General features: G+C 68.1%; 4 protein-coding genes and 2 pseudogenes. 4 read left to right on the top strand and 2 right to left on the bottom strand.

The window, feature by feature from the left end:
• Positions 1-83 precede the first annotated feature (83 nt).
• The gene (locus AB0I23_RS08245) at positions 84-1,163 is read right to left on the bottom strand and encodes a tyrosine-type recombinase/integrase (RefSeq protein ID WP_359107954.1); all 1,080 of its coding nucleotides are present in this window, start codon (positions 1,161-1,163) and stop codon (positions 84-86) included.
• On the opposite strand from AB0I23_RS08245, the gene AB0I23_RS08240 reads away from it, so the two are divergent.
• Positions 1,150-1,965: a TauD/TfdA family dioxygenase gene (locus tag AB0I23_RS08240; protein ID WP_359107952.1), complete on the top strand. Its 816-nt coding sequence runs from the start codon at positions 1,150-1,152 to the stop codon at positions 1,963-1,965. The genes AB0I23_RS08245 and AB0I23_RS08240 overlap by 14 nt on opposite strands.
• A gap of 40 nt (positions 1,966-2,005) precedes the next feature.
• Here AB0I23_RS08240 and AB0I23_RS08235 read toward each other — a convergent pair.
• Positions 2,006-2,221, bottom strand: a pseudogene (locus AB0I23_RS08235) (glycosyltransferase family 2 protein); the annotation flags it as partial.
• Positions 2,222-3,136: 915 nt separating this feature from the next.
• Here AB0I23_RS08235 and AB0I23_RS08230 point away from each other — a divergent pair.
• From AB0I23_RS08230 to AB0I23_RS08220, 3 genes and pseudogenes are all read left to right on the top strand, one after another.
• Positions 3,137-6,196: pseudogene (locus tag AB0I23_RS08230) on the top strand (family 78 glycoside hydrolase catalytic domain); the annotation flags it as partial.
• Positions 6,194-9,055 carry an OmpL47-type beta-barrel domain-containing protein gene (locus AB0I23_RS08225; protein ID WP_359108041.1) on the top strand — a complete coding sequence of 954 codons (2,862 nt, stop codon included), beginning with the start codon at positions 6,194-6,196 and terminating at the stop codon, positions 9,053-9,055. The pseudogene AB0I23_RS08230 and the gene AB0I23_RS08225, both read left to right, overlap by 3 nt.
• Before the next feature lie 82 nt (positions 9,056-9,137).
• Positions 9,138-13,556 (top strand): OmpL47-type beta-barrel domain-containing protein, encoded by a 4,419-nt coding sequence (locus AB0I23_RS08220; protein ID WP_359107950.1) that lies wholly within the window; start codon positions 9,138-9,140, stop codon positions 13,554-13,556.
• Positions 13,557-13,679 lie beyond the last annotated feature (123 nt).

Genomic DNA, 13,679 nt, shown 5'->3' with positions numbered 1-13,679 from the left:
GTACCGCACGCGCACTGAGCCCCGGTGTGGGGTTTTTATGTAGCTGAGCGACGGATCGGCTGACGGCCCCTCAGGAGGGGCCGTCACGCTGTTGAGTGTGCGCGCATGACGGTGCGTCGGGTGTGGTGGGCCCGGGTCGTCGCCGATGCCGCCGACGGCCGCGGACACAGTGGTGTCGGCCGCGCCCGGGCACTACGCGAGAACCCCCATGCAGGTCCGCCCGTTGCGCGGGCACGGGAGCGACGGGCGCGTGCCCCTTGAGGTGCTTGGGTGCCGAAACGAACGGTGACGGACGTGATCGTCAGAGGGCCGTCCGACGGCCCGGATCTCTTCGAGGGCTGGTGGCCCCCGAGGAAAGGTCCCTCCAGGGCCGTTACGGCCGGTGGATCAGCGGATCGCCATGCCGAACGCCTTGCCTGTGAGTGCAGGTCGCCCAGACCGGGCTGATAGGTCGTCACCGTTGCGCCCGTGCCGCCCATGACGTTCGACCAGGACAGGCCGTGGATTGAGGCTGCCCCCGGGATGTGGACACCCTGGCAATGGATCTTGTTGTTCCGAGGAAGGATGTCCTGGTGGGACGCAAATCTCCGTATACGGCGGACAAGAAGGATGCTCTGGCGCTGGATGATCCCGGCCGAGAGGAGCGCCCGGCGATGATCCTCGACATTGAGGTGACTGTAGGTCTCGGCCGTGGTCTGCGGGCTGGCATGACCAAGGAGTTCGGCCACGACCTCGATCGGAACATCAGCCCGCAACAGCCGTGTGGCGTAGGTGTGCCGGCAGGCGTGTGGCGAGAAATGGGCGATGCCGGTCCGCTTCTGCAGGCGTTCCACCAGTTCGTTGACGTTCGCCCGGGTCATCGGGGAGCCGATCGGCTTGCGGCAGAGGTTGGCGGACACGAAGTCGCAGTCCAGCGTGCCGTACTCGCTCTCCATGTAGGCGGCGTAGCGGTCGAACAGCTCCGGCCTCACGGGGACGATCCGGCCCTTCATGCCCTTGACGCGGGCCCGGTTGGCGTTGTTCTCGCGCGGAACGACGTGCACCTCGCCCTTGCGGAGGTTCAAGTCGGCATGCCGCAGGCCCAGGGCCTCGCTGATCCGCAGCCCCGAGTCGTCGAGGAGGGCGATCAGGAACCGGTCCCGACGCCGGTTGCAGGCGCTCACCAGCCGCTGGACCGCACTGGATTCGGCTCCGCTGTTCAACGAGATCCGGGGTTCCCTTCTCGCGGCGCTCAACGGGGAGAAGGGCGGGTACGCCGTGGTACGTCTGGGGAACATCGCCCAGGCCCTGAGGGTCGAGGAACAGTTCCTCCGCTTGGCGACGGCGATTCTCGCCGAAGTGGCAATCCCCTTCCAGCCCTTCCAGCGATGGTCGCTGTGGAAGGAAATCGGGACCAACCTCAACGCCAATCCCGGCCTGTCCACCGGTACGGGGTACAACGCATTCCACATGGACCTGGTCAACGCAACCCTGCCGCCGGACCACACCACGCTTCTGTGCGTCCGCCCCGACCCGCTCGGAGCTGGCGCGAGCGTCCTTTCCGATGCTCGCGAGGCCGTATCGCGCCTGACGCCATCGAGTCGCGCCCTCCTGGCATACGTGGCGTACCGCTACGGAGGCTTCTTCGGCCTGTCCGACGTCGGCGAGGAGTACACGCCGTTCCCTGTCCTGGACGGGGAGCCCGAGGACCGCGGGTTCGTGCGGTTCACCGCCAAGATGCTCGCCGAGTCCGGCCTCGACGAGGAGCACGCCCAGGCGGCCAAGGAACTCGCGGAGCAGATGGTCGCCGGCCAGGTCTCCTACACGCTCCAGCGCGGCGACTTCCTGATCGTGAACCAGCACCGCTGGGTCCACGGCCGCGAGCCGCTCGGCGATGGCCAGCACGGTGTCACGCCCGAGAACCGCCGCCTGCTGCTCCAACTGTTCCTGCGCAATGCGGGCGCCACGGGTCAGGCCGCCTCGTAGGTCGTGCGGGCGGGTGTCTGGCCGGGTCTCGCGGAGGTTCCTAGATCCGCGAGTTGCGCAGCGACTGCCACACAGCGCCGGCCAGCGCCCGCGTCGCCCGCGGGACCGACAGTCCCTCGTGCTCGCGGTACAGCTCCCAGTTGTACGGGACGAGCGACAGCTTGTTGGAGGACAGTGACCCCGCCTGGTGGGACCTGTACACCGCGAGCGGCTCGGGAAGGCCCCGGGCGTCAGCGCCGTCGCGCATGTTACCAAGGGGCCCTGTCTTCATGCACGCACGGCCTGAAGATCACCCGATCCGGACGTCAACACCGGATACCCGTTCGCCTCGCACACCCCAAGAGCGGTAAGAGGACAGCTTCTCAAGACGCCCCAACACCGATCCCATCGCCATCACCTCGCCCGGCACCGTAGGAGACAACCATGACCCACCGCAGCCCAACCAACAACATCCCAGCTCAGCGCTTGATCAGAGTCCCTGCGGAAGAGCCACACCCAACCCACTTGGCGTTTGCTTATGGCCTGTAGCGGTTGAGGAGACCAACGGAAACGCCAAGACCAGGAGGCGGCGCTGATTTTTCTGTGGCCTGCCCTGGCTTTCTGCCGGCTGTAGTCGGACGGAGCGTGTCAGTTCTCGGCGAGGCGGCCGGACAGACCGCATGGTCGCTCCCGACCACGGCGTTGACCCGACCCGCAGACGTGCCGCACCTGGGCTCGGACAGCAGTGTCTGAAAGGCGGTGCGCCTGCGGCTCGGCGGCGAGGACGTGGACTTCGGGCCCACCGCCGGGTCCGAGGCCGCCGGGGGCGCGGTCGCCTGATCCTTGGCTCCGGCCGGCGGATCGACCGCAGGGCCATGTACGCCGAGCCGCCGCCCGTTTCGCCGCCCTGGGGATCAACTTCGACCCGTGTCGTCCGGCGCGCGGCTGGGCGCGCGCCCGAGGCGCCGGCACGCGAACTCGACACCAGCGAGCGGGCCCTGCGCCGCAGGTTGCGGGCCCTGTGCGACCTCCTTGACGTGGGACGCCGATCGAGGCGGTCGTCTGGGCGGTTCGCGGTGAGCTCAGCTGAGATCGCCGCCGCCACGGCTCGACAATGTGTCGTTTCAATCAACGGTAAGCGTGGGCTCGGTGGCGTGGTTGCGCACCTGGGCGCGGTCAAGTGCGGTGGCCGATGTTGTCCAAACCCTTGACATGTGACGACTGCCACATCATTTTTGGAACGTTTCACCTCGCAGTGGGAACCGCGAGGGCCCCCTCTTGCCACGAAAGGCCCGTCGGCATGACGCCTGCCAGACCAGTTGCCGCACTCCCTGTCCCACCCGCCGCCCCAGTGGGGCGCCGGTTCTTCGCGCTGCTTGCGGCCCTCGTCATGGTGACCGTCGCCTTCCTGGTCGCGGACCCGGCGGCCGGTGCAACGAAGGGGAACGGCCTCGCGGTCGGCGCTCTCCAGACGAACGCCCGGACCGACCCGCTCGGCATCGCGGGCAACGCCCCGACGTTCAGTTGGAAGTCGACGTCGGGCGCCCGTGGCGTGGTGCAGAGCGCGTACGAGGTCCGGGTCGGCACGAGCGCAGCCGCCGACGACGTGTGGTCCTCGGGGAAGGTCGAGTCGAGCGACCAGCTCGACGTGCGGTATGCCGGGCCGGACTTGGCCTCGCAGACCCGCTACTACTGGCAGGCCAGGGTCTGGGACGGCGACGACCAGGCCGGCGACTGGAGCGCTCCGAGCTGGTTCGAGACCGGCATCCTGGACGCCGCCGAGTGGACCGGCGACTGGATCGGCAAGTCCGCCGGCGGCGAGATGGACAAGTGGACCGACTACACCACAGACGTCGACTTCACCCTCGACAACCTGGCGTTGGGCGTCTACCTGCGCGCGTCGGACACCGGGAACGCGTACATGTGGCAGGTCAGCACCGCCGACGGGACCGCAGTCCCGAAGTTCCGGCCGCACAAGAAGGTCAACGGCGGCTACTCCCTGCTCGGGAACATCCCGATCACGACCCTGACATCCGCCCAACTGCTCACCGGCACACACCGCCTGTCGATCACCGTCGACGGCCCCACGATCACCACGAGGCTCGATGGCGCCGAGATCGACAGTCGCGCCGATGCCACGTTCGCCAAGGGCTTCATCGGTTTCCGCCAGGACCTCGCCAACGAGGGACCCGAGACAGCGCACATCCACGCGGTCAAGGTCACCTCGAAGGCCGGCGACGTGCTGTTCCGGACCGACTTCTCCGGGCCCACCGACCCGTTCACCGGCGGCACCCTGACGCCGGACGGCCTGCTCGTGGAGAAGAAGCTCGACGCGATCCTGCGGACCAGCGACAGCAATCTGCCGCTTCTGCGCAAGGAGTTCACCACCGACCCCGACAAGACGGTCGCCCGGGCCAGGGTATACGCCTCCGCGCACGGCACCTACGAGCTGGAGCTCAACGGCAAGAAGGTCGGCGACCAGTTCCTGGCCCCTGGCGACACCGACTACAGGAAGCGCATCCAGTACCAGACCTATGACGTCACCGATCAGCTTGCCAACGGCCGGAACGCGATCGGCGCGGAGCTCGGTGACGGCTGGTGGGCCGGCAAGGTCGGCATGTGGGGCCCCGGCATGTTCGGCAACTCGGTCGGCCTGATCGCGCAGATGCGCATCGACTACACCGACGGCACCCATTAGGTCATCAAGACCGACGGCACGTGGAAGAGCCACTCGGGTCCATACGTGGCTGCCGACAACATCGACGGTGAGACGTATGACGCGGGGGCCGAACAGCCCGGCTGGGACCGCCCCGCCTACGACGACGCGGCGTGGAACCCTGCCACGGTCGGCGCCTCCGACACCGCCAAGCTGGTGCCGCAGCCCGATGAGCCCGTGCGCGCGACCGGCGAGCTTCCGGCACTCACCAGGACCAGTCCTTCCGCCGACACTTACGTCTACGACCTCGGCCAGAACATGGTCGGCGTCGCCCGGATGCGCCTGCAGGGCGTCACGGGACAGACCGTCAAGATCCGCTACGGCGAGGTCCTCAACAAGGACGGGAGCCTCTACACCGCCAACCTCCGCGCGGCCAAGGTCACCGACTACTACACGTTCAGCACGAGCGGCACGGTCGTCTACGAACCGAAGTTCACGCAGCACGGCTACCGCTACCTCGAGATCTCGAATGTCACGAGCGCACCTGAACTCGGCGATGTCACCGGCGTCGTCTGGGGTTCCGATCTCAAGGCGACCGGAACGCTGACGACCTCCAACGCGATGCTCAACCAGCTCCAGAGCAACATCTCGTGGGGACAGCGCGGCAACTTCCTGTCGATCCCGACCGACACCCCGGCCCGTGACGAGCGCCTCGGCTGGACCGGCGACATCAACGTCTTCTCGCCGACCGCGAGTTACCTGCGCGACACCCGCGCGTTCCTCGGCAAGTGGACGACCGACCTGCGTGACTCCGCCTATAGCAATGGCAACTACCCGGGCATCGCTCCATCGGTGCCGACGATCGACATGGGCAGTGGCCTCGGTTGGTCCGACTCGGCGGTCACGGTGCCGTACGCGGTGTGGCACGCGCAGGGTGACAACGCCATCGTGCGGGCCAACTACGCGTCGATGAAGAAGTTCCTCGGCTTCGTGAAGAACGGCGCGGGCGACGACCTCATCGACTCGGCGCGTGGCAACTGGAACGACTGGCTCAACCTCGACGACAACACCGGCACCGATGTCCTCGGCACCGCGTACTACGCCGAAGACGCGCGCATGCTTTCGGAGATGGCGAAAGCGATCGGTGAGGACGCCGACTCGGCGACCTATGCGAAGCTCTCAGCCGATGTGCGCGATGCCTTCACGTCGAAGCTCGTGGCGGCCGACGGCACGGTCCAAGGCGGGAGCCAGACGGCATACGCCATGGCGCTCGGCATGAACCTCGTGACCGATCCGGCGCTGCGCGAGAAGGTCGGCGAGAAGTTCGTCGCCAAGCTCAAGACCAGCGACTACCACCTCACGACCGGGTTCCTCGGAACACCGTGGCTTCTGCCGGCGCTCAGCAGCATCGGGCGGTCCGACCTGGCCTACACGATGATCCTCAAGAAGGACTACCCGTCGTGGGGCTACGAGATCGAGCACGGTGCCACCACGATGTGGGAACGCTGGAACTCGATCAACCCCGATGGCAGTTTCGGCGATGTCAGCATGAACTCCTTCAACCACTACGCCTATGGCGCGGTCGGTGACTGGATGTATCAGAACATCGGCGGCATCTCGGCGATCAAGGCCGGCTACAAGGAGTCGAAGATCGCCCCGGCCATGGGCGGCGACCTGACCAGCGGCCATGGAACCTACGAATCCGTGTACGGGACGATCGGCTCGAACTGGAAGAAGACCGATCAGGGAATGTCCCTGGACATCACGGTCCCGGTCAACACGACCTCGAGAGTCAGCATCCCGGCCCGAAACATCGAGGCCGTGACCGAGGGCGGCACGCCGATCACGAAGGCCGATGGTGTCAGCGATGTATCGGTCGGCAAGGGTGTCGTGACGTTCACCGTCGGCTCGGGTTCGTACTCGATCCACTCCGACACCAAGCGCGCCCTGTTCGGCGACATCGTCTCTGAAATCCATAAGACCGACGACCATGCCGGCGACCTGGCAACTGCGGGTGACCTCGGTGCGGCGAGCCGCACCCACATCGGTGGGGCACTCGACACCGCGAGCGGCAAGGTCGAGGATGCCCTCGCGGCGGACGTCGCAGGCGATTCGGGTCAGGCATCGCAGCGGCTGAGCGACGGCGTGGCGACAATCCGTACCCTCAAGACCTGGCTGGCCGACTCGTCGGTCGACGGACCGGTCAAGAACGACCTGACGACCCGTCTGGAGTCGATCGAGGCGCTGTTCGGCAAGGCGGTCGCCGCGAGTCTCGGAATCTCGGTGGTTGTCCCGCCCGTCGCCGAGCCGGGGCTGCCCGGAGCGAGCGTCCCCGGAACGATCGGGATCGCGAATGCCGGTGATGTCGCGATCAGCGATCTGAAGGCCGTCGTGACGGTCGACGACTGGAATGTCGACCCGACCAGCTCGACCAAGGACACGGTCGGAGCGGGCGACAGCGCACAACTGCCGTTCACGGTCAGTGTGCCGAAACACCAGAAGCCCGGCACGTATGACGCCTCGGTCAAGCTGACCTTCACCAGCCAGTACGGGACGTTCACCCTGAACGACTCGACGCCGTGGGTCTCGGTGACGTCGGGCGTTGACATCACCACCGTGACGTCGGCCAACCCGGTCGACGGCTCCGACGAGAAGGCCACTCTGACCGCGACTGTCAAGAACAACAGCCGCTCCGCCGTGTCGGGCCAGGTCACGGCGGTCCTGCCGGAAGGGTGGAAGACCCCGCCCGCCTCCGACCGGGTCACGATCGAGCCCGGGGCGACCAAGGTCGTCGTACTCCCGCTGTTCCCCGGACTCGAGACCGTCGCGGGTGACCAGGACGCCGAGGTCGACTTCGTCGATGAGGGTGCGATGCTCGCCAGCAAGAACGCGACGATCAGGGTCAACCTCGCGGTACCGCCGACGCAGGATGTCCTCGACTACGTCGACTTCGGCAACGCGGCTTCGGAGAATGCCCACGCAATCATGGCCGCACCGGCCAGCGGGACGAACATCGAAGCCGGCCTCGACCGACGCTATGCGAACTCGGCCAACCCGGGCTCGTGGTACTCGGCCGTGGTGCATGTGACGCCGGGTAAGCCTTTCATGCTCCGCAACCGGGAGACGTTCGATGGCGCCAGGACGAAGAAGTACAACATCTACGTCGACGACACCCTGGTGAAGACGTACATGCTGAAGCGCACCGAGACCGGTATGGGCACGAAGACCTATCAGACGGTCATCGATGATCCCGCCGCGATCGACAACGACGGCACCGTACGGATCAAGTACGAGTTCCCGCTCGATGCCTCGGGCTACTTCGACCCGTCGATCGCTGACAGCTGGGTGCTGCCGGTGTCCGACGACAGCCTGGCTCCGCTGGCCTCCGCGACGGTGACCAGTGCCGCCGCGCCTGGCGACAACGGCTGGTACCGGGGTGACGCCTCCGTGGCCGTCGCCGCCGTCGACAACCGGGACACCGCTCCCTCGGTCGAGGTCGGCCAGTCCGCCGGCTGGCAGGCGTACGTCGCTCCGGTCATGGTCAGCGGTGACGGCAAGCACTCGGTCTACTACCGGGCGAAGGACACGGCCGGCAACTCCACCGGTCAGCGGACCGCGCAAATATGGATCGACGGGACCGCTCCCGTCACCCAGCTCGCGGTCACCCGCGGGCCCGGGACGGCGGAGGCAGACCGGGCCACGGTCGGCTTCACCGCCCAGGACACGCTCAGCGGCGTCGCGACGACGACCTACCGGATCGACGGGAGCGCCTGGAAGGTGCTGGCCGGCGAGACTCCCGCGGTCGAGGGCTTCGGCCGGCACACGGTCGACTTCTTCTCCACCGACGTGGCCGGAAACCCGGAGCCGGTGCACTCGGTGGCCGTCGACCTGGCGGACGTGGACACCATCAAGGCCCTGGTCGCTCCCCAGATCGCCGGGACACCGAAGTACGGCTCGGTGCTGACCGCGACCACGGGTTCGTGGAACACCAAGGGCCTGTCGTTCGCCTACCAGTGGCGCCGCGACGGGCATCCGATCGGCGCCGCGAACGCCTCGACCTACCGGCTGGTCCGGGCCGACATGGGGCATCGGCTGTCGGTGACGGTGACCGCGTCCAAGGCCGGAAAGGCTCCGGCGTCGTCGACCTCGGCCGAGACCGCCAGGGTGACCGCGGCGAAGTCTCAGGTCGTCGTCGGCCTCTCCGCGACGTCGGTGAAGAAGAAGCAGTCGGTGACGCTCACGGTCACGGTCTCGACCACGGCGGGCACACCGGGCGGGAGCGTGCTGGTCTACGAGAACGGGCACCGGGTCAAGACCCTCACACTCTCGGCCGGCGGCACGGCCTCGACTGCGCTGACGATGAATCAACGGGGCCTGCGCACCCTGAAGGTGGTCTACGCCGGCGACGCGTCGGTCGAGGGATCCTCCTCCCAGGTGCACGTTCGCGTGCTCTGATCCACGAGCCCCGCCCGATCCACCGCCAACCGCCAACCGCCAACCGCCAACCGCCAACCGACAGCCGAGCCGAGGAGTCCCCGTGAAGATCGCCCTGCGCGCCCGGCTTGTCACCTTCACTCTGGCAGCGGCCTTCGTCGTGGCGGTGCTTCCCGGCGTGACGCAAGTGGCGCAAGCCGCGTCCGCCGAGCCGACGTCCTGTGGGGACAACGCCGGCTCGGCGGGCTTCCAACCCGTGCTCCAACTCGACGTTCCGACGGGCGCCGACTGGAGCAACCAGGACGTGCCGTACTCATTCGACGACACCGCTTCGGTGTCCGGCGGTTTCGACCGCGTCGGGTACTGCCTGGAGACGACTTCGGGCTCGGGCACCCAATGGGTGTGGGCCGACATGGAGGCGTTCACGGACGATCCCGGACGTCTGGGACTGCCCACACGGCCGGGGCAGATCACGCGCCAGCGGGTCGACGACCTCGACGTCGCCTCCAACGTCCCCGGCGTCAGGACCGGCACCGGGATGCCCGGGTACCTAGAGATGTGGCCCAACTCGTACGAGAAGACCGTCAGCGACCAGATAGCCGACGCCTCCTCCGCGGCGTATGACGCCGATGACGTGCCCTCGCCGGGCTTCTACGGCAGCTTCCAGGTGCACAGCGTCGGCGCGGATCCAGACTCGGCGGTCGCTCCGAGCACGGCCTTCGCGGTGAACCACTTCACGGGTGGCGGGCCGATGGACATCGGTATGGGCAACCAGCCGGCCGGCGAACCGGACTGGACGTTCGCAGCCGACGCGGGCTCCTTCGACACCCGTACGCTGACGGTGTTCGCCCGGCCGTCGACCGTGAAGCTGACCTCGGCACCGCAGGATCGTCAGCTCTATCCGCGCGGCGCCGACAATGGCGCCGACGTCAGGATCGCCGGCGCCGTGACGTCGCCGGAAGTCGACACGGTGCGCCTGACGACCACGTCCGAGGGCAAGGACGAGGTCGAGGAGCAGCGGGCCGGTGACTCGTTCTCCTTCGACCGGCACCTCACGGCGGGCCTGCACACGTACGACTTCACCCTCGAGACGGTGTCCGGCGGCCGGGCACGCACCGTGGGTCACTGGACCGATGTCGTCTCGGGAGACGTGTTCGTGATCGAGGGTCAGTCGAACGCTCAGGCGACCGCCTGGGTCGAGCCGGGATCCCGTGGCGAGATGTCGCCGTTCCTGCGGACGTACGGCACGAATGACTTCCAGCCCGACGTCTCGGGCGCCGACCGTGAGTGGAAGTTCGCCGCGGGGGAGCCGTTCTACAACCAGGGAGCGGTCGGGCAGTGGGGTATCCGCATGGCACGGGTGCTGTCGGAGCAGAACAAGGTGCCCGTCGCAGTGATCAACGGCGCACATGGCGGGGCCCCGATCGGCTTCCTGCAGCGCAACGACAGCGATCCGGACGACATCTCGACCAACTACGGCCGACTGCGGCAGCGGCTCGTGAAGTCCGGAACGATCGACAAGATCTCCGGCGTCCTGTTCTATCAAGGGGAGTCCGAGGCGGACAACGCCGCCCAGCACGTCACCGGGTTCACCAACCTGCTGGTCGACTGGCGTGACGACTTCGGCGGCGCGCGCGGCGCCCAGGAGCCGCGGGTGTACGTGACCCAGGTCCGGACGTCCCCGTGCCTCAACTCCGAGGCGGTCGCCCTGCGCGACGCCCAGCGTCGGATGCCGGAGACGCTCGACGTCACGGTGCTGTCGCCGACCGGGCTGAGCAACCACGACAGCTGCCACTTCGGCTGGTCGAACGGCTACAAGCTGTTCGGGGAGCAGGTGGCGGCGACCCTGATGCGTGATCTGTACGACGGACCTTCCGACGGCGTCGCCGCGCCCAATCCGGTGTCCGCGTCGTTCACGTCCCGCAAGGCCGACACGATCAGGGTCCAGCTCGCGTCCAAGACCGACCCGCTGACAGTGGACCCCGGCGTAGGCGCCGACTTCCGGCTGCGCGGAACTTCCGCGAAGGTGACGGATGTCCAGTACCTCTCGCGGGGCAGGCTCGAACTGAAGCTGTCCGCCCCGGCGCTGGACATCACGAGCCTCGCGTACGTCGCGCACAACGGAGCGGGCCCCATGATCCGCACGTCCCGCGGAGTCGGGCTGCTGGCCTTCGACGCGCTGCCGGTCGCGACCACACCGGCTCCCGACCTCTTCGACACGATCGTCGACGCGGTGCAGGGCCTGGACGCCCGAGCCGGCGAACTGGCGGATGTCGGTGACCTCCCGGCCGCGCGGCGTGCCCGAGTGCATGACGCGATGGCCGCGGCGCTGGCCGATGTCGAGGCCGCCACCCCTGACGGCAGCGACGTCTCGACCGAGCCGCAGAAGCTCATCGACGCACTGACCACCGTCCAGTACCTCCACGCCGAGCTGGACGGAGCGGGGATCGACGAGCCCGTCCTCGGCGAGCTCGACACCCGGTTGGTGAGGCTCGAGCAGCTCCTGGGCCGGGCCGTGTCGCTGAGCCTCGGCGTGCGGGTCACCATCCCTCCGCTCACCTCAACAGCCGTGCCGGGCCAGGACCTCGCTGGCACGGTGCAGCTGACCAACAGCGGCGATCATGAGCTCACCGGCGTCGCCGCGAAGGTGTCCGTCGACGGGTGGGACGTCAAGACGGCGTTGCCGTCGACCCAGTCGTTGGGGGCGGGGGAGACCGTCGCGCTGCCATTCACCACGACCGTCCCGAAGCGCCGGACGCCAGGAGGCGTCGACGCCGCGGCGACCATCACCTTCACGACCGATGCGGGCACGTTCACGATGACCGAGTCCACCTGGTGGGTCGAGGTCGCCTCTGGGATCGTCATCGATTCCGTCGGCGTCACGACGGTCGACGGTGACCCGGCCGACCACGCCGTCGCCCACGCCGAGGTGTCCAACGACGGACGCACCGCGGTTCGCGGCCAACTCGTCGTCGACGCACCGGAGGGCTGGGCCGCGCCCGTGCCGTCGGACCCCGTCACGATCGAGGCCGGGTCGTCGGCGAGCGTCACGGCTCCCGTCGTCATCCCGCAGGATGTCGTGGCCGGCGCCGGCGCGGTCACTGTGCGATTCGAGCGCGAGGGCACGACGCTGGACCAGAAGCCCGCGCAGATCCCGGTCACGCTGTCCACCCCGCCGACAGGGGCCGCGCTGGACCACGTCGACTTCGGCATACCGGAATCAGAGACCGCCCACGCGCTCCAGGCCGCTCCGAACAGCGGGACCAACGTCGAGGCCGGGCTGACCCGACGCTACGCCAACCAGGGCTATCCCGGCAGTTGGTTCTCCGCAGAGGTCGCCGTCGAGCCCGGCAAGCCGTTCATCCTGCGCAACATCGAGACGTTCGACCAGGCCAGGACCAAGAAGTACCCCGTGTACGTCGACGGTCACCTGATCAGGACCCAGGTCGTCGAGCACGAGGCCGCGGGCATGGGCACGGAGACGTACGACCTCCTGGTCGACGATCCCGAGGTCCTCGCCAACGACGGCACGGTGCGGGTCAGGTACGAGTTCCCGAGCGGTCCCGAGCGCACCTTCGATCCCTCGATCGCCGATCTGTGGGTTCTCGCGGTCAGCGCCGACGACGTGGCGCCGTTCGCCGGTGCCACGGTCGACTCCGCGGCACCTGCCGGCGACAACGGCTGGTTCCGCGGGAATGCGGCCGTGACCATCCACGCGTCGGACCAGCGTGACGCCACGCCGACCGTCCAGGTCGGTGGCGCGGACGGCTGGCAGGCCTACAGCGGTCCGGTCGCGGTGACCGGCCAGGGCAAGCACTCGCTGTCGTACCGGGCCAGGGACGCTGCCGGAAACTCGACCGGCGAGCAGACCGTCGATGTCTGGATCGACTCGACCGCCCCCTCGACGCATATCTCGATGAGTCGTGTGCCGGGTGCCGACTCGGCCGACCAGGTCGCGGTGACGTTGACCGCCGACGACGCGCTGAGCGGTGTCGCGACGACGAGCTATCGGGTCGACGGCGAGGACTGGAAGGTTCTCAGTGACGAGAAGCCCGTCGTCAAGGGCTTCGGCAGCCACACGGTCGACTACTTCTCGACCGACGTCGCCGGCAACCCCGAGCCGATGGCGACCCTGGTCATCAACACCCAGGATGTCGAAGTCATCGAGGTCGTGACGCCTCCGAAGGTCACCGGTCCGGCGGTGATCGGGTCCACCGTGACGGCAACCCCCGGGACGTGGAACACGACCGGACTGGCGTACGCCTACCAGTGGCTGCGTGACGGCCGGCCCATCACCGGCGCCACCGCAGTGGCGCGCACGATCACGTCGGGGGATGCCGGCCATCGGCTGTCGGTGACGGTGACCGCGTCCAAGGCCGGCAAGTCCCCGGTGTCGTCGGCCTCCGCGGCGACGGACAGGGTCACCGGGGCGAAGTCCCGGGTCGTCCACGCCGGCAACTCCACGGTCAACGGCGCAAGCTCACCGATCGGGCACACCCGTGTCGGCCCTGGCCTCGTATAGCCACGGCGGCCAGGTGGCGTGTGGCGTCTCGTACAGGTCACCGCCACCTCCGTGGCGGTCGGACTCCTGCCCGACCGGTCATCTGCCACAGCAGGACTGGGGGCTGGCATCTGCCGGGGGCGT

The sequence above is a fragment of the Streptomyces atratus genome (assembly GCF_040655115.1).
GTDB lineage: Bacteria > Actinomycetota > Actinomycetes > Streptomycetales > Streptomycetaceae > Streptomyces > Streptomyces atratus_D.
This window is presented reverse-complemented; position numbering and strand designations above follow the sequence as displayed.